Annotated in this window: 25 protein-coding genes and 1 pseudogene; 14 read left to right on the top strand and 12 right to left on the bottom strand. The window is 63.3% G+C overall.

Translation table 11 applies throughout. The features are described from left to right. Positions 1–32: 32 nt before the first annotated feature. Positions 33–599 carry a transglutaminase-like cysteine peptidase gene (locus QA637_RS10355; RefSeq protein WP_153441363.1) on the bottom strand — a complete coding sequence of 189 codons (567 nt, stop codon included), beginning with the start codon at positions 597–599 and terminating at the stop codon, positions 33–35. A 304-nt stretch (positions 600–903) separates the two neighbouring features. Between QA637_RS10355 and QA637_RS30880 the strand changes: the two genes are divergently transcribed. Both QA637_RS30880 and QA637_RS10365 read left to right on the top strand, forming a co-directional pair. Next, on the top strand, positions 904–2229 hold the full coding sequence (locus tag QA637_RS30880) for a hypothetical protein (protein ID WP_346283756.1): 1326 nt from the start codon (positions 904–906) through the stop codon (positions 2227–2229). Between the two features lie 700 nt (positions 2230–2929). Next, positions 2930–3661: a thermonuclease family protein gene (locus tag QA637_RS10365; protein WP_153436505.1), complete on the top strand. Its 732-nt coding sequence runs from the start codon at positions 2930–2932 to the stop codon at positions 3659–3661. 30 nt (positions 3662–3691) lie between these two features. On the opposite strand, the gene QA637_RS10370 is transcribed toward QA637_RS10365, so the two are convergent. From QA637_RS10370 to QA637_RS10380, 3 genes are all read right to left on the bottom strand, one after another. After that, a complete protein-coding gene (locus QA637_RS10370; RefSeq protein ID WP_283061345.1) occupies positions 3692–4561 on the bottom strand; it encodes an aminoglycoside phosphotransferase family protein in 870 nt (289 codons plus the stop codon). A gap of 174 nt (positions 4562–4735) precedes the next feature. After that, positions 4736–6004, bottom strand: coding sequence for an NAD(P)/FAD-dependent oxidoreductase (locus QA637_RS10375; protein ID WP_283061346.1), 1269 nt, complete (start codon positions 6002–6004; stop codon positions 4736–4738). A gap of 102 nt (positions 6005–6106) precedes the next feature. After that, entirely contained in the window at positions 6107–6571 is a 465-nt protein-coding gene (locus QA637_RS10380; RefSeq protein WP_180938312.1) for an Lrp/AsnC family transcriptional regulator, read from the bottom strand. Positions 6572–6791: 220 nt separating this feature from the next. Between QA637_RS10380 and QA637_RS10385 the strand changes: the two genes are divergently transcribed. Beyond that, on the top strand, positions 6792–7511 hold the full coding sequence (locus QA637_RS10385) for an aspartate/glutamate racemase family protein (RefSeq protein WP_153436502.1): 720 nt from the start codon (positions 6792–6794) through the stop codon (positions 7509–7511). Between the two features lie 179 nt (positions 7512–7690). Here the strand turns inward: QA637_RS10385 and QA637_RS10390 are convergent, their stop codons facing one another. Continuing rightward, entirely contained in the window at positions 7691–8095 is a 405-nt protein-coding gene (locus QA637_RS10390) for a winged helix-turn-helix transcriptional regulator (protein ID WP_153436501.1), read from the bottom strand. Positions 8096–8250: 155 nt separating this feature from the next. Between QA637_RS10390 and QA637_RS10395 the strand changes: the two genes are divergently transcribed. Beyond that, positions 8251–9138, top strand: a complete 888-nt coding sequence (locus QA637_RS10395) for an SDR family oxidoreductase (protein WP_153436500.1) — start codon at positions 8251–8253, stop codon at positions 9136–9138. A gap of 149 nt (positions 9139–9287) precedes the next feature. Continuing rightward, positions 9288–9899, top strand: coding sequence for a 2-hydroxychromene-2-carboxylate isomerase (locus QA637_RS10400; RefSeq protein WP_283061350.1), 612 nt, complete (start codon positions 9288–9290; stop codon positions 9897–9899). 207 nt (positions 9900–10106) lie between these two features. Here the strand turns inward: QA637_RS10400 and QA637_RS10405 are convergent, their stop codons facing one another. From QA637_RS10405 to QA637_RS10420, 4 genes are read right to left on the bottom strand one after another with little or no spacing between them, the layout of a single operon-like run. Continuing rightward, positions 10107–10613 (bottom strand): DoxX family protein, encoded by a 507-nt coding sequence (locus tag QA637_RS10405; RefSeq protein ID WP_380784557.1) that lies wholly within the window; start codon positions 10611–10613, stop codon positions 10107–10109. 4 nt (positions 10614–10617) lie between these two features. Further along, on the bottom strand, positions 10618–11418 hold the full coding sequence (locus tag QA637_RS10410) for an HvfC/BufC N-terminal domain-containing protein (RefSeq protein WP_153436498.1): 801 nt from the start codon (positions 11416–11418) through the stop codon (positions 10618–10620). Then, on the bottom strand, positions 11405–12334 hold the full coding sequence (bufB, locus tag QA637_RS10415; protein ID WP_153436497.1) for an MNIO family bufferin maturase: 930 nt from the start codon (positions 12332–12334) through the stop codon (positions 11405–11407). The genes QA637_RS10410 and bufB overlap by 14 nt, the downstream gene beginning before the upstream one ends. A 38-nt stretch (positions 12335–12372) precedes the next feature. Then, complete coding sequence (locus tag QA637_RS10420) at positions 12373–12696, bottom strand: BufA1 family periplasmic bufferin-type metallophore (protein ID WP_153436496.1); 324 nt, start codon at positions 12694–12696, stop codon at positions 12373–12375. A gap of 255 nt (positions 12697–12951) precedes the next feature. Here QA637_RS10420 and QA637_RS10425 point away from each other — a divergent pair, with 255 nt between their 5' ends. After that, positions 12952–13485, top strand: coding sequence for a sigma-70 family RNA polymerase sigma factor (locus QA637_RS10425; RefSeq protein WP_184108549.1), 534 nt, complete (start codon positions 12952–12954; stop codon positions 13483–13485). Position 13486: 1 nt separating this feature from the next. Continuing rightward, positions 13487–14125: an NrsF family protein gene (locus QA637_RS10430; RefSeq protein WP_153436495.1), complete on the top strand. Its 639-nt coding sequence runs from the start codon at positions 13487–13489 to the stop codon at positions 14123–14125. A gap of 19 nt (positions 14126–14144) precedes the next feature. Here QA637_RS10430 and QA637_RS10435 read toward each other — a convergent pair whose 3' ends face one another. From QA637_RS10435 to QA637_RS10445, 3 genes are all read right to left on the bottom strand, one after another. Continuing rightward, the gene (locus tag QA637_RS10435) at positions 14145–14570 is read right to left on the bottom strand and encodes a DUF983 domain-containing protein (protein ID WP_283061360.1); all 426 of its coding nucleotides are present in this window, start codon (positions 14568–14570) and stop codon (positions 14145–14147) included. Between the two features lie 195 nt (positions 14571–14765). Further along, on the bottom strand, positions 14766–16163 hold the full coding sequence (locus tag QA637_RS10440) for an aminotransferase-like domain-containing protein (protein WP_153436493.1): 1398 nt from the start codon (positions 16161–16163) through the stop codon (positions 14766–14768). A gap of 96 nt (positions 16164–16259) precedes the next feature. Further along, positions 16260–17012 carry a pyridoxine 5'-phosphate synthase gene (locus tag QA637_RS10445; protein ID WP_153436492.1) on the bottom strand — a complete coding sequence of 251 codons (753 nt, stop codon included), beginning with the start codon at positions 17010–17012 and terminating at the stop codon, positions 16260–16262. 181 nt (positions 17013–17193) lie between these two features. On the opposite strand from QA637_RS10445, the pseudogene QA637_RS10450 reads away from it, so the two are divergent. From QA637_RS10450 to QA637_RS10480, 7 genes and pseudogenes are all read left to right on the top strand, one after another. Continuing rightward, positions 17194–17897: pseudogene (locus QA637_RS10450) on the top strand (DUF899 family protein). A 245-nt stretch (positions 17898–18142) separates the two neighbouring features. Beyond that, on the top strand, positions 18143–19252 hold the full coding sequence (locus tag QA637_RS10455) for a hypothetical protein (protein WP_153436490.1): 1110 nt from the start codon (positions 18143–18145) through the stop codon (positions 19250–19252). A gap of 376 nt (positions 19253–19628) precedes the next feature. Next, entirely contained in the window at positions 19629–20294 is a 666-nt protein-coding gene (locus QA637_RS10460; RefSeq protein ID WP_153436489.1) for a MerR family transcriptional regulator, read from the top strand. Positions 20295–20586: 292 nt separating this feature from the next. Then, positions 20587–20826 carry a YMGG-like glycine zipper-containing protein gene (locus QA637_RS10465; RefSeq protein ID WP_153436488.1) on the top strand — a complete coding sequence of 80 codons (240 nt, stop codon included), beginning with the start codon at positions 20587–20589 and terminating at the stop codon, positions 20824–20826. Positions 20827–20843: 17 nt separating this feature from the next. Then, entirely contained in the window at positions 20844–21197 is a 354-nt protein-coding gene (locus QA637_RS10470) for an EF-hand domain-containing protein (protein WP_153436487.1), read from the top strand. 450 nt (positions 21198–21647) lie between these two features. Further along, positions 21648–21992 (top strand): hypothetical protein, encoded by a 345-nt coding sequence (locus tag QA637_RS10475; RefSeq protein WP_153436486.1) that lies wholly within the window; start codon positions 21648–21650, stop codon positions 21990–21992. Beyond that, on the top strand, positions 21989–23614 hold the full coding sequence (locus tag QA637_RS10480) for a methyl-accepting chemotaxis protein (protein ID WP_153436485.1): 1626 nt from the start codon (positions 21989–21991) through the stop codon (positions 23612–23614). The genes QA637_RS10475 and QA637_RS10480 overlap by 4 nt, the downstream gene beginning before the upstream one ends. Positions 23615–23771 lie beyond the last annotated feature (157 nt).

Genomic DNA, 23771 nt, shown 5'->3' on the forward strand with positions numbered 1-23771 from the left:
CGCGTCTCAGAAGACGCGCGGCGCTGTGGGGCTCAGATCCGCTGCGCGCCGGCGATCAATTCCCAGCGTCGGCCGTTCGATTGGGACTGGCGGGCGAAATAATCATAAGGGGTCCTCGACCAGTCGCGCACCGAATTGGTCATGTTGTCGAGCACGAGGTCGCCCTCGCTGGTGCGCACGGTCAGCACCGTGTGCCCCTCACCCCGATAACGGGCAACCGTCAGGAGCAGCGCCGAGGCGGGCCAGCCGCGCTTGAGCAATTCCCGCTTCTTCAGGATGGCGAAGTCCTCGCAGTCGCCATAGGCCGTGGGCACGCGCCAATCGTCGTCCCGGCCGACGTTTGCCAGATCGCTTCGCTCTCTGATGCGCGCATTGACCGCGCGGTTGACCTGCTGCAGCTCGCTCGCCTTTTCCGGGTGCAGAACGACCAGCTTGCTTCCGCCGACGGTACTACACAGGCGCGGCTCGCGCGTGCAGAACGAGGCGAAAGCCGGTGGCGCGAAGGCCTTGCCGCCGGTCCTCATCGTCGTGCCAGCATCGGCCACCTGCGGGATTGCGAACAGCAACAAAGATGCGGTCAGCGCGATGAAACATTTCATGAAAATGACCTCCAACGGCGGGCGTAACGCTCCCGAGTCCAACAACGCATAACCAAAGGGGATTAACTCAAGGTTGATTAGCCCGAAATTGGGCGATGTTGTGGCGGTACTACTAATAATTCGTAACTTGACCCTCCTGCGCTTTACGCGAATTATTTACTACTTATTTCAAATATTTATTTGTTGGAGTTGTGTAATGTGTAAGTTAAACAAGTCCGTATTAAATATTTTCTTTATCCTCTCGACAGCATCAATAACATCGGTAGTTCTCACGACAGACGCGAACGCAGTACAGCGACAGCGTATGACTGCAAACCAATGCAGCCCGCTGACTGAAGATAACTTCGCCGCCTGCTGCGTAGCGCTCAACCGCTCCAAGATCCTCACACCTGCACAGATCAAAATGTGCCCTCCCCTGTCGACTTCAACCATAAAGGGTGCCTCGACCGGCGGCGAGCGCAGTGATGCCAGACCGCCCAAAGGCGGTGGCACGGGCAGCGGTGGCACTGGCGGTAGCGGCGGCACCGGCGGTGGCGGCGGCAGCAGCCCTCCTCCTCCTGACGACAATGGCGGCGGTGGCGACAACGGCGGTGGCGGCGGCGACAACGGCAGCGGCGGCGGCGACAACGGCGGCGGCGGCGGCGACAACGGCGGCGGCGGCGGCGACAACGGCGGCGGCGGTGGCGACAACGGCGGCGGCGGCGGCGACAATGGCGGTGGCGGTGGCGACAACGGCGGCGGTGGCGACAACGGCGGCGGCGGCGGCGACAACGGCGGTGGCGGCGGCGACAACGGCGGCGGCGGCGGCGACAATGGCGGCGGCGGCGGTGACAATGGCGGCGGTGGCGGCGACAACGGCGGCGGCGGTGGCGACAACGGCGGCGGCGGCGACAACGGCGGCGGCGGCGACGACAACGGCGGCGGTGGCGGCGACAACGGCGGCGGTGGCGGCGACAATGGCGGCGGCGGTGGCGACAACGGCGGCGGTGGTGACAACGGCGGCGGCGGCGACAATGGCGGCGGCGGCGGCGACAACGGCGGCGGTGGCGGCGACAATGGCGGCGGCGGCGGCGACAACGGCGGTGGCGGTGGCGACAATGGCGGCGGCGGCGACAACGGCGGTGGCGGTGGCGACAATGGCGGCGGCGGCGACAACGGCGGCGGCGACAACGGCGGCGGCGACAACGGCGGCGGCGGCCAAAGCGACAATGGCCAAGGCGACGACAACAAGGGCGGCGACAAAGGCAAGGCCGACGGCAAGGACAAGGACAAACCCGGCGCTAAGAGCAAGGACAAAGCCGGCGCCAAGAGCAAGGACAAGGCTGGCGGTAAGGGCAAGGACGAAGCCGGCGGTAAGGGCAAGGACAAGACCGGCGGTAACGGCAAGGACAAGACCGGCGGCAAAGGTAAGGGCAAGGCTGGCGATAAGGCGCCCGGCAACGGCGGCGACAAAACGCCCGGCAAGGGCGATGACAAGGCGCCCGGCAAGGGTCAGGACAAGGGTCAGGACAAGGCACCTGGCAAAGGCGACGACGGCGCAGGTAAAGGCGGCCAAGCCAACAATGGTAAAGGTAACGGCGGCGGTGACGGAATTCCCGGCAAGTCCGAGCAAAGCGACGCCAATCGTTGATGGATGCATGGCGCGTTCGAATGAACGCGGCACCGTGCGCACTATATAAAAGCGCGCGCGGCAGGAATCTCTCCGCTTTCAGGCCTCACCTGAAAGCGGACTGCCCTGCCGAGATTGGCGGGTTCCCGTAGCCTTCATGCGACCGAAAAGCCGCGGGGGCTACAAGGGCCCGCCCCCTTTCTTTAGCTCCGCCCATTCCGACTTCGTTGGCTCCGCCCATTCCGACGGAGCGCGCGGAGCGGCCCTCATCGCCAGCCAGTTTCGCAGGATGAGGGGAGACCGATCCGCCAACTATCGGACCGGCCGGCATTCCCTCCACGGCATATTTCCTTAAATCGTACCCGATCTGAGGGTAGGAACATGCAGCAATTCAAAATGCTACAGCGTCCTTTGCGCGCCTGGTAAGACGCGCGGCGCTGTAGGGCGCAATCGCGCGCTCCAGAGCTTCGCAAGACGGATGCAACGCATTGAATTGCGGATGATTTTCTCGGCAAGCCGCTCTCGATCCGGCAAATCACGGAGCCGGACTATCCCATACAGCTACGCAACAGAAACAAGAATCCGTGAGCCGACACACGCACCGGACGATCTCCGTGTGGCTTCCATGCACGCCCGCCATCGCCCACTTCGGCGGGCGGGATGGCAACCTTTCAGCAACCCCTAGCTCCGATAATGCCGGCGCAATCGAGGACCGAATCGGATGGCCAAGGCGAGTTCAAAGAGACGGAAGCGCAGCGCAAGCCGGAAGGGCAATGGCGGTGGCATGGCGCCGTGGTATGTCGCGGCAGTCTTTGTCATCGGCGGCATCGCGGCCTACGACCATCGGGCCAAACTAGCCGATCTGCCCGGCGCCTCCGAAGTCGTCGCCATGCTTTCGCCGAAAGAGACGAAGACGAGGCCGGTGGTCGCCGCGCGAGCAGCGCCGAGACCGAAAGAGCACACAGGTTCGATCGCCCGGAAACCGACGCCCGTCCCCCCTGCCCTGGTCACCGGAAGGCCGACGCTTGCTCCGCCGGCTCCGGTCGGGCGGCCGATGGAACAGCCAACGCCGCGGTTTGCAGATTCCAACACGTTCTATTTTTGCGGCATTCGCAATGACAACTGCGTGGTCGACGGCGATACCTTCCTCTTCAAGGGCGAAATGATCCTAATCGCCGACATCGATGCGCCGGAGACGAAAGAGGCGAAATGCGAAGCGGAACGCGCGCGCGGCTTCTACGCCAAGCAACGGCTGCGCGAACTGCTGAATGCCGGCAAATTCACGCTGGTTGGGTCGAAGGGCAGCACCGGCAAGGAAGGCGGAGCCCCGCGCCTGGTAATGCGCGACGGACGATCGCTCGGAGACGTCCTGGTCTCCGAGGGGCTCGTGCGCAAACGGGCCGGAGAACCGTCCTCCTGGTGTGGCCGCTCGGTCGCCCGCGTCTCCGGCTGAGTTGGACCCGTTTCACCTTGCGGTCCGCGCTTAGCCGAAACGTTCGTGATCAGTGAGCACAGCCTCGATCACACGGCGCGATTTCTCCACTTCGAGGTGATCGGTGCCTGGAACCTCGGCATAGACGATGAGCGCCTTCCAGAGCGTCCAGCCGCGACCGCGCGCCCAGGTCGCACGGTCGAGCGGCAGCGCGGCGCGGAACACCTCCCGGCTCTCGCCATGAAAAAAGGTCCAGGCGACCGAGAGGTCGCATGAGGGGTCGCCGACGCCGGAGGTGCCGAAGTCGATGACGGCGCTCAACTGGCCGTCCTCGACCAGAAGATTGCCGGAACTGACGTCGCCGTGGAACCAGACCGGCGTGCCATGCCATGTCGAGACGAGCGCCGCTTCCCAGACGGCGCGTGCGGCATTCGTATCGATCCTGCCGTCAAGGGCTTTGAGCGCGCGGCGCGTTTCGGCATCATAGACGGCGAGCGGTCCGCCCCGGAAGAAATTGTGCTGCCCCGGCGGCGGCCCATCGGCAGGATCGACCTTCTGGAGTGCCACCGCCGTCGCGAAGGCGCAGAGGTTCGCGATAGGCGCATGGGTCGCGATCTCGCCCTCCCGCCACTTGTAGACCGACCACGGCCAGGGATAGCCCTCGCCCGGCCGGCCCTGAGCCAAGGGCACGGGAATGGAAAGCGGCAGCCGCGGCGCCAGCACCGGCAGCCAGCGCTGTTCCTTTTCGACCTGAAGCGCATAGGGCGCCGCACTGGGCAGCCGCACCGTCATGTCGCTACCCAGATGAAAGGTCCGATTGTCCCATCCGCCGAACCGGACGGGGCGGATCGGAAGATCCGCCCACTTCGGAAATTGCGCGGCGATCAACCGGCTGACGAGAGATGTATCGATGGTTGGCACACCAAGAGTTGCATGTTGTCAGTGAAAGTTAGCAACCTTGTAGGGCATAATGCAGCAAAGGGCAAAACCGGGCTCGCGCAGCCCTAAACTACGGGAATTGGTCACGTTTAGCCTTTCAAGTCGCTTCTGCTGCGTCTTGGCATCGGCTGATGAAAGCCGCGACCACTTTGCTCATCATCGCTCCTGCCGCAGCGTCTCCTTCTGTGTAATCAGCCGGGCGCTGTGCTGGCCGCTGAGATAAATCCATAGCCAGCTCCAGGCGACCGCGAAGCGGCTGCGCGTGCCGATCAGGAAGTAGATATGGGCAATGCCCCAGATCCACCAGGCAAGCGCACCCTTGAGCTTGATCCTGCCGAAATCAATGATCGCGGCACGCTTGCCGATCGTGGCAAGGCTCCCTTGGTGGCGATAGCGGAACGGCCCCGGCACAGGTTTGCCCGCGAGCCTCGAGCGGATCACCCGGGCAACGTAGGCGCCCTGCTGCTTGGCGGCGGGCGCGATGCCCGGCACCGGTTTGCCCTCCTCCTGGATGACCGAGGCGGTGTCGCCAATGACGAAGACATCGCGCAGTCCCGGAACGCTTAGATCCTTTTCGACGATGGCGCGGCCGGCGCGATCCGCCTCGATGCCGAGCCAGCGGGCGGCGGGCGAGGCCTGCACGCCTGCGGCCCAGACCAGCGTGGAGCTCGGCACGAAGACGTCGCCGATCATGACGCCGGCATCGGTGCAGTCGGTGACGGCAGCCCCCGTGCGCACCTCGACGCCGAGTTTTGCGAGCTCGCGGGCCGCGTAGGCCGAGAGCTCCTCGGTGAAGGCGGGAAGAATACGCGGCCCTGCCTCGACGAGCACCACCCGGGCCTGTCGCGTATCGATGCGGCGAAACTCGCCCGGGAGCGTCCGATGCGCCATTTCGGCGATGATGCCGGCGAGTTCCACACCGGTCGGCCCAGCGCCGATCACCGTGAAGGTCAGCAGCGCATCGCGTTTCGCCGGATCCTCCTCGAGCTCCGCCCGCTCGAAAGCGAGAAGCACGCGCCGGCGGATTGTCGTCGCGTCCTCCAGCGTCTTCAATCCGGGTGCCACCGGTGCCCATTCGTCATGGCCGAAATAGGCATGCGTGGCGCCGGTCGCGAGCACCAGCGTGTCGTAAGGGACCGGCTTGCCACTGGTCAGGATAACGCTCTTGTTAGCCGGATCGACGCCCACCACCTCCCCGAGCAGCGTGGTCACCTCCGGCCGGTCGCGATAAAGGTTGCGGATCGGCCACGCGATCTCCGAGGTCGCCAGCAGTGTCGTTGCCACCTGGTAGAGCAGCGGCTGGAAGAGATGGTGGTTGCGCTTGTCGATCAGCGTTATCCGGACGGGCGCGCCACGAAGGTCATTGACAAGCTGCAGCCCGCCAAAGCCTCCGCCGATGACAACGACGTGATGTTTTTCCTGCATCGCATTCCGCCTCGTTTCGGAAACTGTCCGCCTTCGGAAGGCGGTACGCAACCGCCTGTTCGGCATGGCTCCCCTGCAATATAGTTCGCGCCCGACAGGACGCTACTCAGCGTAACCGACCGGCACGGCCGTACCGCTTTTCAAGACTTCCATGGAAATGGAGGCGGAAACGTCGAAGAGTTCCACCTTGCGAACGATCTGCTTGTAGACGACGTCGTAATGTTCGACGCGCGGCAGCACGACCTTGACGATATAGTCGTAGTTCCCCGTTAACCGGTGTGCCTCGACGATCTCGGGAATATCACTGATCGCGCGCCGGAATTTTTCGATCCATTCGTCGGAATGATGCGCAGTCTTGATCAGCGCAAAGACCGTGGTCGGCACGCCCATCTTTTCCCGGTCGAGCACGGCGATGCGCCGCGCGATATAGCCCGCCTCCTCCAGTCGCTGTATGCGCCGGGAACAGGCGGAAAGCGACAGGTTCACGCGCTCCGCAAGGTCGCTCATGGCCACGCTGCCATCCTCCTGCAGGAGCGCCAGCAGCTTCCGGTCTCTCTCATCCAACACGCCAGTGACTCCTCGCTGCCGACCCATTTGACGCCAATGATTTGCGGAAAATGCGACAGTGACACAAATATTGCGCGCAGATTTCCCCAGATCTCTCCATCAAAGCAAACACATCCGGTCAAAGCCGCGCCATACTTTTAGCAATGGAACGGGATCAGAAGGTGGCAAGACACGATCTTCTTCGTCCCGCTGTTAACGTCTGGTTAAGAACGAGGGAACCATGGAAATGCGCAAGATCGGTCTTATCGGCGGCATGAGCTTCGAGAGCTCGGCGGTTTACTATCGCATGGTCAACGAGGCCGTGCGCGAGCGCTTGGGCGCGCTGCATTCGGCCGAAGTGCTGCTTCACTCGGTGGACTTCCAGAAGATCGTCGACCTGCAGAAGGCCGGCCGCTGGGACGACGCCGCTCAGCGCCTCTCCGACGTCGCGCGCGGGCTGAAGTCCGCCGGCGCGCAATGCGTTTTGATCTGCACCAACACCATGCACCTGATTGCCGATCAAGTGCAGGCATCGGTTGACGTACCGCTGATCAACATCATCGACGAGACCGCGGAGCGGTTGAAGGCGGCCGGCAGCCGCAAGCCGCTGCTGCTTGCCACGCGCTACACGATGGAGCACGGCTTCTATGCCGAGCGCATGAAAAGGCACGGGATCGAGTTGATGGTCCCGGATGCCGAGGGCCGCACGCTCACCCACAACGTCATTTTCGACGAGCTTTGCGCCGGCAAGGTGCTGGCGGCGTCGCGCCGGGCGCTGGTCGCCCTCATCGAGAAGGCCAAGGCCGAAGGCGCCGACGCCGTCATTCTCGGCTGCACCGAGATCTGCCTCATCCTCGACTCCGCCGATCTGCCGCTGCCGGGCTTCGATTCCACCGCCATCCATGCCGAAGCCGCCGTCGAATTTGCGCTCGGCGGTGAAGCGGTGAGCTGCGCCGCGTAAGCTGCGGCGCGAGCTCGCTTTTCAGCTACAGACACTGGCAAGTGCTTCTGGGCCCGGCAGTCAAACCGTCGTCCGGAGGCGCGAAGAATTCACACGGTATTTAGCCAGATAAATGCGATTTCAGCGAGTGCGACGCGGCCGAAGCAACGGTAAGCAAACAAGATCATGTTCGCAACGGCTCATGCCACCGCGTCATACTCCGCCCGCGCCTTGCGGATCGCATCGTGATTTTGGAGCGACCAGTCGACGAACAGTTTAAGCGGCACGAGAAACGACCGGCCGAGATCGGTGAGACTGTATTCCACGCTCGGCGGCTGCGTCGGGTAGACCGTGCGGCTCAGGTATCCATCGCGCTGCAGGTCGCGCAGCGTCTGCGTCAGCATGCGCTGCGAAATGTCCGGGATCAGCCGCCGGAGCTGTGAGAAGCGCAAAGGGCCTTCGGCGAGCGAGAGGATCATCAGCGAGTTCCACTTGCCGCCGATATTGTCCATCACGTCACGCACCGGACAATTGGCCATATCCATCGGCACGCCGCACACCATTACCACCCGCTTCCCCTTTACCGCGCCTGTCGTCCTGTTCATGGCGGTATCCTTTCCGTAACCACCGCAGCAAAAACTGCCTTCTTTACAGCTCTTAGCAGATTACGGGATAAGAGCAAATCTCAAAAAGAGACCAGCGCTCGCAATGATCTCAACACTCGGTGAGAGATGGCTGGAAGGCGAACGAAAGGAAGACCATGTCCGAAACATTGCTCGTAACCGGCGCTGCAGGTCAGCTCGGTAAGCTCGTGCTCGATGCGCTGCTCGCGTCCGGCAAAGTGAGGCCGGCCGACATTATCGCCGCCAGCCGCGACACCACGAAACTCGCCGCCTACGCCGCCAAGGGCGTGCAGACCCGCGCAGCCGACTTCGACGACCCCGCTTCGCTCGAAAGGGCATTTGCCGGCGCCGACCGCATTCTCATCATTTCGACTGACGCGTTGGGTCAGCCGGGCAAGCGGCTGCAACAGCACCTGAATGCCGTGGCCGCAGCCAAGAAGGCCGGTGCCAAGCATATCCTCTACACCTCCATGCCGAACCCGGAAACCTCGATCATCCCCTTCGCGCCCGATCATCTCGGCACCGAAAATGCCATCAAGGAGACCGGCATTCCCTACACGATCCTCAGGAACGGCTGGTACATGGAAAACCTCTTCATGGCCCTGCCGCACGCCCTTGAAACTGGGCAGTGGTTCTCCTCCGCCGGTGCCGGCCGTCTCGCCCACATCGCCCGCAGCGACGCGGCCGAAGCGGCGGCGGCGGCACTCCTCTCCGGCTCCACGGAAAGCCGCACCTATACGCTCACCGGCGCCGGACTGCACTCGACCGACGAGATCGCCGCGCTCGTCGCCAGCACCACGGGCAAGGAGCTCGAGGTCGTCCACATTTCCGATGAAGCGCTCGCCGGTGGCCTCAAGGGTGCCGGGCTGCCCGACGTCCTGATCCCGATCGTGGTCTCCTTCGACAGCAACACCCGCGAAGGCCATATCGGCATGGTGACTGAGGATTTCGCCTCGCTGACCGGCAAGACGCCCATCAGCCTCCCGGCATTCCTCGAAGCGAGCAAGGCAACGCTTCTCCAATAAGCCCTCCGCACAGCCCCGGTCTCAACCGTCCGGGGCTTTTTGTCGAAGGCTGCATTGGCGAGCAATGTCCGGGCTCTATCTACCTCTCCTGCGTTCAACACGCGACTACAGCGCTGAGCGGACACTCATGCAGCAGGGGAGGAAGAGCAATGACGGCACCGATCGACTTCTGGTTCTCGATAGGAAGCCCTTATACCTTTCTGGCGGTCATGCGGCTTACTGAAGTCGCCGCAAGGGCGGACGTCGAGGTTCGCTGGAGGCCCTTCGACGCCCGCGCGATCCAGCTTGATGCAAACGACGTTCCCTTCGCCGACAGGCCGCTCAAGGCGGCCTATATGTGGCGCGACATCGAGCGGCGCGCCGCGAAGTTCGGCCTGCCCTTGAGGCTGCCTATCCCCTACCCGCTGGCCGAGTTGGAGCAGGCCAACCGCGTCGCGGTGCTCGCCGCCGGTGAAGGCTGGTGCCCGGCCTATGCGATGGCCGCCTACCGCCGCTGGTTCGTCGACCGCGACCCTGCCGGCAGCGAGCCGAGCCTCACGGCGAGCATCAGGGAAGCGGGACAGGACCCCGCCCGCGTTCTGAAGCAGGCAAACTCCGGCGCCGTGGTCGAGGCGCTCGACGCAGCGACCAGAGAGGCGAAGGAGATCGGCATCTTCGGTTCGCCCTCCTTCGTCTCGGATGGCGAACTGTTCTGGGGCCACGATCGCCTGGAAGATGCGATCGAATGGCAGCACAATCTGGATCTGGGAAACCCGGGGTGAAACCTAATCGTCGCGGCGCATCGGGTGGCAAGTTGCCCCTCATCCGCCTGCCGGCACCTTCTCCACGTTTTGACGGGGAGAAGGGATATGCCGCACCCGCCAGGTCCCCTCTCCGCAGACGGCAAGAGGGATCTCAAGCGGCACAACGGGTCCCTTGTCCCCGCTTGCGGGGAGAAGGTCGCGGCAGCGGGATGAGGGGCCGATCGCCTATCGGTTTCCCCTCCCGGACGCAATCCACCGGTCCATCGACAACCTGCCCGCACCCCAAGCAATGACCCCAAGCGCCATCGCCGCCCAGGTCAAGTGGATCGGCCATCCATCCGGAACGGTGAGCTGGATGACAATCGTCATTGCGAGAAGTCCGAGCGCGACGAGGCGCGTCGCCAACCCCAGGACAAGAAGCGTCGGCAGCAGCACCTCCGCGCAAGCGACCACGAAGGCCGTCGTGGCCGGCGCCGGGAATGCATAGGGGCCACCCGGCAGGTGCAACTGGAACTCCGAGGTGAAGAGCAGGACGGCCACATCGTTGAGCTGCAGGAAGCCGTCCCATTTGCTCATGCCCGAGCGCCAGAAGGGTACGGCAAGTCCCAAACGCAAGGCAAGCTGGGCGAGAGAGATCGGCGCAATGGCGGCAATCAGGCCGTCGATCCGGCCGAGCCAGCCTCCGCCGCCCCAGTTTTCGTGTCTTTCGAAGAATTTTGGTACGAGAGTCACCGTCTCATCCTCCCTGGCGAACCGCGGCAAGGGCCCCGGCCTCAAGCATCACGACAATGGCAGTTGCGAGATCGAATTCCGGACAGCGCGCACTTGCCGTCGCGGCAGCACTTCCGAGCGGCTCGGCTGACAGGAGACTGCCGAGGAAGACATCGGCGCCCGGCGGAAGGCGGCGAACCTCAACGTCGAGCGCCGGTCTCGTTACAAGCGCGTTCTCCGGCTCCCTCGTCTCGATGCGGCCGACCGGGCCGCTGCCGCGGTTTGCGGAAAAGATCGTCACCGCCGGATAGGCCGAGCGGACCAAGCGCGTTGACGGGTGCGCCTCGAGGACAACGTCGCGAAGCGCTTGTGCCGGAAACGACGCCAAGGCATATGGCGTGAGGACAGGCGCGTCCGCCGCATGATAGGCGTCGAGCCAGGCGCGCTCGATGCGGGCAACGTCGGCCAGCCACGGCATCGATCGCGCATATTCGTAACGCTCGATGAAGGCGGGAAAGTCCCGGCCGTACTCGAAGAGAAGCGGCGACGTCGGCGGCCTCTCCCGCACGTGAAACCGGGCCATTGCGCGAAAGAAGGCCTCCCCGGTGACGCGCATCGTCGCGGGAAATGCCGCGGCGAGCGCGTCGATCAGGCTGACAGTCACGTTGTTGCGATAGACGTTGAAGCGCCTGTTGGCGGCCTTGCCCCTCGGTCCGGCGACGAGGGCGGGCGTGGGGCAGCCGGGATCGAGCAGCGCTGGTACGAAGCCCTCCGGATAACCCAGACTGTTATCGGTCAGGGAAAGACCTTCCCTAGCCGCGCGCATGGCTCTTCTCCCGCAGGAATGCGCCGGCGTGCCGATCGAGGATCGCTTGTGCCGCCACAGCTTCCGCCTTCAGCACCGGCCAGTGGGGAATGGCGCTGTCCCATTCGATGAGCGTCGGGATCGGCCCGCACCGGCCGATCACGATGTCGAAAAGCGTCCAGACCGCGTCGGCGACCGGTCCGTCGTGGCTGTCGATCAGGAGGAGTTCGCCCTCGTCGTCCTCTTGCTCGGCGTGGCCAGCCAGATGGATCTCGCCGACATGTTCGAGCGGATAATCCGCGAGATAGTCGAGGGCGGAAAAACCATGATTGGTTGCCGAGACGAAGACATTGTTGACGTCGAGCAGCAGGCCGCAGTCCGTGCGCCTGACCAGTTCGCCGATGAACGCGGTTTCGCTCATCGTTGATTCCTTGAAGAGCAGATAGGTCGACGGGTTCTCCAGCAGTATCGGCCGCCCGATCGTCTCCTGAACCTCGTCGATATGGTCGGCGACACGCCGCAGGGTGGCTTCGGTATAGGGCAGAGGCAAAAGGTCGTTGTAATAGGTCGTGGCGTGCGTCGACCAGGCGAGATGCTCCGAGACAAGCGCGGGCTCGTATCGCTCGATCAGTCGCGCGAAACGGTCGAGATGGGCCTTGTCCAGCGGCTGCGGTCCGCCGATTGACATGCAGACGCCATGAAGAGAAACCGGATAATCCTGTCGTATTCGCGCGAGCGCCGCGTGCGGCGGCCCGCCCTCGCCCATGTAGTTTTCCGCGTGAACCTCGAAGAAGCCACGCTTGTCCGCCTGCTCCTCGAGAATGGATGTGATGTGCTCATGCTTGAAACTGGTGCCTGCCAGTCCGTCGATCGAATGCGCCGGAAATCGGGAGCCTTCCGACGCGCCACGATCCGCGCGAATTGCCAATTTGGCCATCGTCGCCTCCGCTTTCCGGCGCTTGTGTTGCATCTGAATTAAGAGGGAAGATCGCGCGACAGCGGTTCCGGCGAGCCCTTGCGGCCGTCCGGCAGGTCCATCGTCGTGCAGGTACCACCGTCGACGAATTTCCAGGCATTGCCTTGATAGTCGACCGTCGACGTGGCTTGGCAGGTCGTGCCCGGGCCGGCCTTGCAGTCGTTCTGGCCCTTGAGCGCGACGCCGTAGCATTTCTCTTTGCCGGCATCCATCGCGGCCTTGACCTGGGCCTCCGTGAGCGGCGCGGCGATCGCGAGCGACGACACCGCAGTTGCCACCGCACTCGCCAGCAGGGCCGCGCTTATAGTGGATTTCGTAGACATGACTTCGTCTCCGTGTTGGTTTCCTGGTGTGCCGTTCCAAGGCACACAGAGGCTCGTTCGCACCAACGGGAGATATGTTACATTCGGCGTCTACACGCTTTCGTGAGCCCGCGTCCCCTGCCAGATCACGATGAAGGGAGGCCGAGGATACAGGCGGAATACCGCTTTACACTCTTCGTCGTCCTATTTTAGCCAAAGGATTGCCGGCGGCGATGTAACGAACGGCAAAGACGAGCGAATTGGGAGGAAGCACTCGTGGACGGCGTGGATGAAAGGAGCCTCGCCAGACTTTTCCATGCGGCGCTCGACGGCGACGAGCGAGCCTATGGCAACTTCCTGCACGAGGCCGCTCGCCTCGTTCGTGTCTGGGCGCGGCGGAGGGCGTTCGGCGGCCCGGATCCGGAAGACATCGTTCAGGAAACGCTGCTCGCCATCCATGTGAAGCGCCACACCTGGCGGAGTGATGGTCCGGTGACGCCATGGCTCTACGCGATTGCAAAGCACAAGCTGGTCGATGCCTTGCGGCGGCAAGGCCGTCATCCTCGGGTTGAGATCAGCGAGATGGAAGACCGGCTGGCCGCCGAGGAAACGGAGACGGCGCGGGATTGGGAGATCGGCCGCGCACTCGAAACACTGACGCCGGGCCAGCGTTCGGTGGTTACGGCGATATCGGTGGAAGGGCGCACGATCGCAGAGACCGCCCGGAGCCTCGACATGAACGAAACCGCAGTTCGCGTCGCACTTCATCGTGGCCTTACTGCCATCGCCAGGCGATTTGGACGAGACTGACATGGAGACGCACGAACTCATCAAGGGTCTTGCTGCGGACAGCCGGCGAACCGGCATGCCAATGAACACCGCCTGGTGGGCCGCTGTCCTTATCGCGATCGCCATCGCCGCGGCGGTCTTTTTCGCGCTGCTCGGTCCCCGGCCAGACATCGCCGGCGCCGCCCAGACAGTCCGGTTTCTCTTCAAATTCGTGGTGACGATCGCCCTTGCCGCAAGCGCCTTTGTCCCTTTGCGCATGCTGTCGCGCCCGGAGACCGATCCGCGCGGCGGGCTGCTCTATCTGGCCATCGCCCCGGCACTCATCCTGGCGGGGGTTGCGATCGAGCTTGTCGTCGCACCCGCCGAAACGTGGTTGACCAGGCTTGTCGGGACGAACAGCCTGGTTTGCCTGACCTTCATTCCGCTGATCGGGGTCGGCCCGCTCGCGCTGCTTTTGCTCGCGCTACGCCACGGTGCCCCGTCCCATCCGGCGCTCGCCGGTGCGATCGCAGGGCTTACGGCCGGCGGCATCGCAGCGACGTTCTATGCCTCCCATTGCACCGACGATTCACCCCTGTTCGTCGCGACCTGGTACACGATCGCAACCGCAATCCTCGCACTTCTCGGAACCCTCGGCGGCCGCTACGTCGCCCGCTGGTGACGCGTCGGCCGCATCGCAGTCAGGAGGTCGCGCTTGCCTTTGGCCCTTCCGGCGCCGGCGGCAGGGCCCTACGCACGACCTTGCCTTCTTCCGCCTTGTAGAAGAACTGGCTGGCGACCAGCCAGCCCTTCAGCGGCCGCAGCGGCGGGATGCAGGTGAGAAGCATGAAGGGACCGGTCGTCAGCAGATGCACCCACAGCGGTGCGGCAAACTGCACCTCCAGCCAGACGCCGAGGAAGACGCTCGGCACGCAGGCGAAGCAGATGACGAAGAAGGCCGGGCCATCGGCCGGATCGGCGAAGGAATAATCGAGCCCGCAGACTTCGCATTCCGGGCGGAGCTTCAGGAAGCCTTGGAACAGATGCCCCTGGCCGCAACGCGGGCAGCGGCCGCGCAGGCCCGTCTGCAACGGCGGAAGGGCCGGCCAATCTTCGTGTGAAGACATTGTCTTTCCTTTCCAGGATCGCGTCGGCGGCAGGCAGGTGCGCATTTCAAATGCGCTCGTTCGGTGCCGACATGCCGGGTGGCCGCGGACAATCCGCGCCCTCGCCGGCTTCGGAAACAATCAGCCATACAAAGCATACATTGTCAAATTATTGTATGCATAAACGCCTGCGACAATTGCGCCGGATTTCGGCGCTCAGACGACGAAGTTTACCGCAGCCGGCGATTGCAAGAGAAGATCGGCGATGATGGCGAGGCTGCGCTCAAGCTCCGCGCGTGTCTCCGCTGCCCCCAGCCCCAACCGCACCGCCTCGGGCGGATTGGCGAGCGCAAACGCATCGCTGGTGACGATGCTGATCCCGGCTGTACGCAGGCGGGCGGTGAACTCCCCGCGTGTCCAGCCGGGGGGCAGCGTGAGCCAAAGGTGAAAGGCCTCCGGATCGGTCAGCACGCGATCGGCCGGCAGGATTTCCGCCGCGATCCGCTGGCGCCGTCCGGCCTCTGTGCGAATGGCCGCAAGCACCGCATCCGCCGTTCCATCCTCGATCCAGCGCGTGGCGATCGCCGCCGAAAGCGGCGAGGCCATGCCGGCAGTCGCGCGGATCGCGCCTTCGAGGCCAACGGAATTTGCGCCATCCGGAACGACGAGATAGGAGATGCGGAGCGCCGGTGAGAGGCACTTGGCCAGCCCGGCCACGTAATAGACGAGGTCAGGAGCAAGCGTGGCGAGCGGCGGTACGGGTTCAGTCGGCAGCGCGCCATAGGCATCGTCCTCGATGATCGCAACGCCGTGCCTGCGGGCGATTGCGATGACCGCCTCCCGGCGCTTGAGCGACAGTGTCGCCGTCGTCGGGTTATGAAGCGTCGGGTTGCAGTAGAGCGCCTTCGGCCGGTGCTTGACGCAAGCGGCCTCGAACGCCTCGGGCAAAAACCCCTGCTCATCCACCGCAATAGCAGCAAAGCTTATCCCGAGATGGGCCGCGAGCGACCGCAGTCCCGGATAGGTCAGTGCCTCGGCGCAGATCACGTCGCCGCGCGCGGCAAGCATGCTGACCGTGGCGAGCAGCGCCCCTTGCGTACCGGGGCAGATGAGCACACGCTCCGCCGCCACCTCGCCGAGCCTCGGCCGCAGCCAGGTCGCCCCCGCCGCTTTATCCGACAGGGCGCCACCGACCGCCTGGTAGCGCAGCAGGAGCTCCAATCCCCGCTCGTCCTCAAGGGCATCGATGCCGCCCCACATCCGGGCGATGAGTCCCGGATCGTCGAAGAGAGGCGGCAGGTTCATGCTCATGTCGACGAGCCCGCCGCCGGACGATCGGCCGCCATTCTTTCGCCGCGCCTTGACATACGTGCCCTGCCCCACGCGGCCTTCGACCAGTCCCCGCGCCCGCGCCTCGTTATAGGCGCGGCTGACGGTGGTGAAATCTATGCCGAGCACGCCCGCAAGCGCCCGCTGCGGGGGCAATCGCGTTCCCTCCTTAAGCTCGCCGGCCGCGATATCCGTCGCCAACGCATCCGCGATCGCCAGATAAAGCGGCCCCGCCTCCCTGCTCAGCGCCGGCATCCAGGAAAGACGTGCGTGATCCTTGCCCATCGACAACATCCCGTTTCGACAATGTATGGATATTGCATGGATTCGGCATCCAGAGCAAGCGCCGTCGCATTCGCCTGAATACGACTATTCTTTAGACTAGATCGCCTCGCCGCAGGCACGACGGAAGCGGCGCACCGTCTCCGCCATGCCATATTCCAGCGCGTCCGCCGTCAGGCCGTGGCCGATCGAAACCTCGGCGAGCGCCGGGATGTGTTTTGCCAGCAACGGCAGGTTGGCGACGGTCAGGTCGTGGCCGGCATTGACGGCAAGGCCGAGGTCAAGCGCGATTTCCGCGGTGCGGCCGAGTTCTGCAGCGATCCGCTCGGCCTCCTCGGGCTCGTCATAGCAGCCGCCATAGGGGCCGGTATAAAGCTCGATCCGGTCCGCCCCGGTTTCCTTGGCGATCTTCAATGCCTCCGGATCCGGATCGCCATCGGCGAAGAGCGAAACGCGGAAGCCCTTTTTCTTCAGCCGCCCGACTACATTCCCAAGCAGGTTGTGGTTCTTGCGAAAATCCCAGCCGTGATCCGAGGTCGCCTGCGCCGGATCGTCCGGCACCAGCGTCACCTGCTCCGGTTCGTGCCGTTCGACCAGTTGAAGAAAATCCTCGTTGGGGAAGCCTTCCATGTTGAATTCAGCCTGCGGAAACTCGTCGTCGATCAGGTTGCGGATAGGCTGGAGGTCGGAGAAACGGATGTGGCGCTGATCCGGCCGCGGGTGAACGGTCAACCCGCTCGCCCCTGCCTGAAGGGCAATTCGGCCAAGCCCGGTAACGGACGGCCAGGGAAGATCGCGCCGGTTGCGCAGCATCGCGACGGCATTCAGATTCACGGACAGTTTTGCGGGCATGTCGAAACTTTCACAGAGGCGGGCAACATCATTGATGTCGCTGTTCTACCGCAGATTTTATAAAACCGGAATCGCCGTTTTGTATGGCCTCATCCCACGTTTTGACATCACGAAATTATGTTGAATCAACGTTTATCCGGCAAGATGAAGGTAAATCGCATAGAAGCAAGAGGAGGCGATCATGACGACCACATTCATCCCGGCAAACGAACTGGCAGCGCGGAACCATGCCAGCTTTCCCAATGAAAGTGACGACTATCGACGGGCCGCAATGCGCTTCTGGCGGAGGAAATCGAACTCAGGCGCCATATCGAGCGCGTGGCCGAACTGCGCCGGCAGCTGCCGCCGGGCGGAGAAGTTACCAAGGACTATCGATTCGAGGGCGAGAACGGGCCTGTCACGCTTGCCGATCTTTTCGGCGGCAAGGACACGCTCATCATCTACAGCTACATGTTCGGCCCGCAGCGCGAAAAACCTTGCCCCATGTGCACCTCGTTGATGGGAGCATGGGAGCGCAAGGTGCCGGATATAGAGCAGCGCGTCGCGCTCGCGCTGCTTGCTCGCTCGCCGATCGAACGGCTGATGGCGGCCAAGAAGGCACGCGGCTGGACACGCTTGAAGGTCTATTCCGACGGAGACGGCACCTTTACCCGCGACTATGTCAGCGCCGAGGATGCGGATGTCCCCGGCTACACGGTCTTCACCCGCCGCGACGGCATCATCCGGCATTTCTGGAGCAGCGAAATGAACGGCAAGATGGCCGATCCCGGCCAGGACCCGCGCGGCGCGCCGGACCTTGACCCGCTGTGGACCCTCCTCGACACCACGCCCGAAGGCCGCGGCAAGGATTGGTATCCGAAGCTCGAATATCCCAACGGCGGGTGAAAGCGCCGCCGACCATCGTCGCATTCGCGATCTGCACGCGCTCTCCCGTCACACCTGGCGGGAGAGCGCGATCCTGCCGATGCCCGGCCGCAGGCCTGAGTCGCGTATTTCAGAAAAAGTGCGATTAATTGCCATCGAACCTGACAACCGCCATTTTTGGGCTTAAGGTCCGAATCAGGTTTAAGTTGTTTCTTCCCGGCAATCTTGGTTCCGGCATTCCGCCTTTATCTTGTGGAGCTACATCGATGACGCCAGCCGAAAGGCCCTGCGACGAGACGATCCGGCTGGCGCTGCGCCGGATTCTCGACAGCCGCAGCTTTCGGCGGTCCGAAAGGTTGCGCGCCTTCCTCGCCTATGTCGTCGAAAAGGAAATGATCGGCGAAGGCGCCCAGCTCAAGGGCTATTCGATCGGCGTCGACGTCTTCGGCCGCGACCAGAGCTTCAATGCCGACGGAGACCCCCTTGTCCGCGTCCACGCCGGCAAGTTGCGCAAGCAGCTCAAGGCCTTCTACGACACTGAAGGCGCCAGCGAGAAATGGCAGATCACCATTCCGAAGGGAACGTATGTCCCGGAGTATCACCGCGTGCAAGTCGGCGACGCCGGCGAGGTTTCGGTGAAGCAGGAAAAGGTCGCCAGCCGGTCGTTGTCCGGGCGCCGCGCTCCCTGGCAGCCGGCTCCTTTGTCTTCTCCCTGGGCGGTTCTCAGCGTGCTGCCGCTGCTCCTCTTCGCACCCCTCCCCTCGCCCGAAATGACGCTGGATATCGATGCGGAGGCGAAGCTCGTCGCGGGTCCTATGGCGGCCATCCGCGGCCTGCCGTCAGTCAGCATCAGCGTGTCCGGCCCGGAACATAAAGCCACCAGGCAATTCGCAAATGCACTCCACGAGGCGGCGCTTCGCCACAAGACGCTCGCCAAGGCGAGCGCGGTCAAGGACAAAGGTGCTTCCGCCTCCAGCAATCAGGCTCTGGCTTTCTCGATCGACCTCGCCTGGTACGACGCGCCCGCAGCAGGCATCCGCATCACCCTCTCGCATGATGGTGTTGGCATCCCGCTGCGGCGTGATTTCATCAGCGCGGAACGGCTGACGAGCGAGCCGGACGTTTTTTTCGAAAGTACTTCGCTTGCCGCGCTGCTTTTTGCCGTCGACGGCGAGATCTACGCCCACGCCGCTGCGGAAAGAATCCAGAGCACGCTTATGGAATGCATGACCGCAACGGCGCGCTACCGCCGGCTGCTGACGCGCGACAGCTTTGAGAAGGCGTGGGACTGCCAGCAGAAGCTCGGTCCGCTCAAGGGCGACGAGCCGCTCTTCATCATTTCCGCCAACAGCCCACTCAAGGTCATCGGCCATTGACGCATGTCGCGCGCAATGGATGAGTCCGTGTGCCCCACTGCACTCAGTCCGAAGCTGCGTTTTTCCTGCAATATTAAGGACTGTTCATTTGAGTGATTCGCACTTACCGTGAGTGCGTGCGTTGGATTTCATGCCGGGTTGCTCACTGGAGCACCGCGCGTTCGGGCGAATGCGTGACGGGGCTCCAGCTAACGGACCTGTGTCGACCGGTTTCGTCGCAGGCCTGCACATTGGTCAGCAGTAGCCGTGCTTGCGCACGGATGTGTCCCACGAGCAGCAGGTGTCGAGGTCCACAACCGGCCGGACGCTTGGCTGGACGAACGGTCTCCGCCACAGGGCTGGCGGGTTGCGACGCTCGGAACGGGGGACATTGGAAATGTCGCAGGATTCCAGAAAACACGCAGACGACACTTTCGGCTTTCTGCCGCAACTGCCCGTGCCCTACCATGGTCAGGACGACCGGCTCGCCATCGCCGAGATGGCGGAGGTTTTCGGGGTGACGCACCGGACATTGCATTTCTACGAGGAGAAGGGCCTGCTGACCGCAGCCCGCATGGGACCGATGCGCGTTTATGGCGAGGATCATGTCCGTCGCATGGCGGTGATCAATGCCTGCCGGGAGATCGACATGCCGATCGCCGCGATCCAGGAGCTGATGGCGGGACTTGATCGCGCCGAAAGCCAGGCGCGCGCCGACGAGTTGTTCGACGCCGCCTTGCAGGCCCGTCGCCGCGAGCTCGCCGCCCAGCAATCGATCCTGCGCCGTCAGATGCAAAAGATCGCCGAGTTGCTCGAAGCGAGATCGGTGGAGGGCGAAGACGATCCGACGGGAGCGGAGAATGTCCACCTGTCGCCGATCGAGTCCAATTGCCTCGGTTTCATGGCCGTAGGCTATCCCGCCTCCCGCATAGCCGAGCTGATGGACATGGACCTGACCGCGGCGCTCACGCTGGAATCCGGGATCATCCGCAAGTTCGGCGCACACAATCGCTTTCAAGCCGTCGCCAAGGCCGTTCTCGCCGGCCTCATTGCATCGGAGTAGGGAAGAAAAAACGTTCAGGCCGACCACAAACCGATACAACCTGTCGTAATATTTGACGAGCGGAATAGGCCCTGACAATTGTCACCGCCCCGGTGCGGCAGTAACATTTGGGCACGGCCAGGCACGTCTTTAACGACGACCCGCATGTCTTGCCAGCGATATGCTTCTGACCGAGCAGAAGAGCTTCTCGCTAGCCGAGATGCATATTCAGAAGCTTATTTCCATCCGGCGCCAGAAAATGGCGCGTCCGCCGATCTTTATTGCATGCGCGCGGATATACTTGGAGGAAAAGATGAACAAGCTCACTGTAATGATCCTTCTCGCAGGCGGCTTCGCTTTGTCCGGTTGCCAGTCCATGACGACCTCCAGCACCCGCGCTGGCGAGTTCGGCTGCATCGCCGGTACAGTCGGCGGAGCGGTTGTCGGCGGCCTGGTCGGCTCGACCATTGGCGCGGGAACCGGCCAACTCTGGGCTGTTGGCTCCGGCGCCACGCTGGGCGCGGCAGGCGGCAATGCCTTGACCTGCTATTGATGCGAGGGGCCGGGATCATGAAAAGGATAGTGCTGCTGGCCGCATTCGCACTTTCACAGGCCATTGCGGCCGCGGCGCAGGATCGGCCGGCGGCCATGAACCAGGGCCAGATGGATCGGCTCGACCGCAACAGGAATGGCGCGGTCGACCAGTCCGAGTACGAGTCCTTCATGACCTCCGCTTTCGCGAGCCTGGACAAGAACAAGGACGGCAGCCTGCGCAAAGAAGAAGTGGGCCAGCTTCTGAACGCGCAACAATTTGCCGCCACTGACGCCAACCGCGACGGCAGGCTCACCCAGAGCGAGTTCCTGAACAGGGTCATGGCCGATTTCAAGGCCGCCGACCGCAGCGGCGACGGCCATCTTCAGTAGGCGCGCGGCCGCCTGTGATTGTTATGCGCCTTGCACGTTCAAGGGAACGGGCAAGAAGAGAAGCCCAGCTTCATGTACCCCGCCTCGGGATCAAGAGTGCGTTACTGTCCCCTTTGAACGCAACGCCCCGTCTTCGTGCGATCGCCACAGCTTTATCCATGTAGAGCGAACCTGACGCGGAAGAATCATCCGCTAAGATGACCGGCGCAACGCGAGAAACAACTTGCTCTCACCTTTAGCCGCTTAACGCTAAATCAATCATTTTGGCAAATTCTGGACGCGCAACTTGCGGACAGGGAAACGCTTCGTTGCGGAACAGACCTCTACAGCGCCGCGCGTCTTATCAGACGAGCAAGGCACTGTAGCACTTTGAATTGCTGCATGTTTTATCCTTAAATCGAGTAGGTTTTAAGGAAAACGTGCGGTAGAGGAGCACGGGAAAATACCACCATGGCGATCCCCCAGGATGATCACGGACGGCGCGGGGAACGTCCGGTCAACAAAACAGCGCTTTGCCTCCATTTTCTGCTCTTCGTTCTTCTTGCCCTGTCCGCTTGGGCAATGCCCCGCGGCCCCTTCGTGCTTGTGGTCACGCATCCGAACGACCCGCCGCAAAAGGCCATATCGCTTATTGCTGCCGCCGGCGGTTCCTTCGTCGGCAGCGGGGGGCTGCCGTGGATTTCGCTGGCGCATGCCAACTCCGAAGATTTCCCGGCGAGGTTGCTTCGCGCCGGCGCACTGCTCGTTCTCAACGCAAGCCTCTCCGCCGCTTGCTCGCAGGAAAGTTTAAAATGAGCGCTCTCGAAGAAATTCGCCAAAAGGTGTCGCCGGGGATCATCGCGCTCCTTTGGATCAACGTCGCACTGATCACTATTACGACTGTCATGCGCGCGGACGGCTTCGACCGCTTCGCCGTCGGCGCCGCGGTAGTCATCGTGGTATCGGCAACCGTCGGCTGGATCCGCGACAGGACGGGGCCGACAACCCGGATCGTGACGGCAATGGCTCACGCCGCCACCGTTGCCCTGCTCGTCTTCGCCTTCTCCGGCTCGCCGCTGCAGATCGACATGCACATGTATTTCTTCGCCAGCCTTGCGATCTGCGCCGCCTGGATCGATTGGCGCGCAATCGTCGGCTATGCGGTGCTGGTCAGCGTTCATCATCTGCTTCTCTATTTCGTCTCGCCCTTCGCGGTTTTCCCGCAAAGTTCCGATTTTTCGCGCGTGCTGCTCCATGCAGTCATCCTGACGCTGGAAAGCGCGGTTCTCATCGCGATGGTCTTTTCGCTGGTCTCCGCATTGGTCTCGGCGGAAAAGGCGACGCACGAAGCAGAGGAGGCTCATCGCCAGAACGCAGCGCTGGCCGAGCAGGCAAGGGCTGCCGACCTCGCGGCCGAAGCCGAGCGCGTGCGTTTGACGGCGGAAGCGGACGAGACCGCTCAGATGCGCCTGCAAGAGGCAACGGCAGGGCTTGCCACCGGCCTGCGCCGGCTGGCAGCGGGCGATCTCGCCTTTCAGCTCACCGAACCCTTCGCCCCGGATTTCGAGGCGCTTCGCCACGACCTGAACGGAGCGGTCTCGCAGCTCAGCGAAACCTTGAAAGGCGTGGCACACGCGGCAGCCGCTATCGACGGCAACTCGCACGATATCAGCCGGAGCTCAAGCGAGCTTTCGACACGCACCGAACGGCAGGCGGCGTTTCTGGAAGAGACCGCAGCCGCTCTTGATCAGATCACCGCCAATGTCACCCACGCATCCAAACGGGCGGAGGAAGCCCGCCTCGTCGCGGCTCAGGCCAATAGCAGCGCCCTGCAGTCCGGCAGAATCGTCTCCGAAGCCGTCGACGCCATGGGCCGGATCGAACAGTCGTCGACGCAGATCTCCGGCATTATCGGCGTCATCGACGATATCGCCTTCCAGACCAATCTGCTCGCATTGAATGCCGGCGTGGAGGCCGCGCGGGCGGGCGAAGCGGGCAAGGGATTTGCCGTCGTCGCGCAGGAAGTACGCGAACTGGCGCAACGCTCGGCGCAGGCAGCCAAGGAGATCAAGGAACTCATCCGCAATTCGAGTGCCGAGATCCAGAACGGAGTGAAGCTTGTCAGCGAGACCGGCGCAACGCTGCGTGCGATCGAGAACTATATCGTGACCGTCAACGAACACATGGACGCAGTCGCGCTCTCGGCGCGCGAACAATCATCGGACCTCGCCGGCGTCAATTCCGCGGTCACCCAAATGGACCAGGTTACCCAAAGGAACGCAACAATGGTCGAGGAAGCGACCGCGGCGGGCGCAGCGCTCGCCGACGCGGCGGCCCGGCTGCGCGAACTGATCGCGCACTTCCAACTGGCGGACACTTCGCTCGCGCGGACCACCGTTGGCGCACCTCGTTTCTTTTCCGGCGAGAAGGTCGCGTAACGCTTTGCGCGCGCGTTTTTGAAGAACGACGAGATTCCGGCGACGCCTGGCGGCATCCCGGTTGGCTGGCGTGAGATAGAACGTCGATGCCGCATCGATATCGACGTTGCTCGTAAAGACGATGCGCCCGACGGGTGTTGGCCGCCGCGTCGAGCGA

Origin of the sequence: Sinorhizobium terangae, assembly GCF_029714365.1 — a bacterium.
Taxonomy (GTDB): domain Bacteria; phylum Pseudomonadota; class Alphaproteobacteria; order Rhizobiales; family Rhizobiaceae; genus Sinorhizobium; species Sinorhizobium terangae.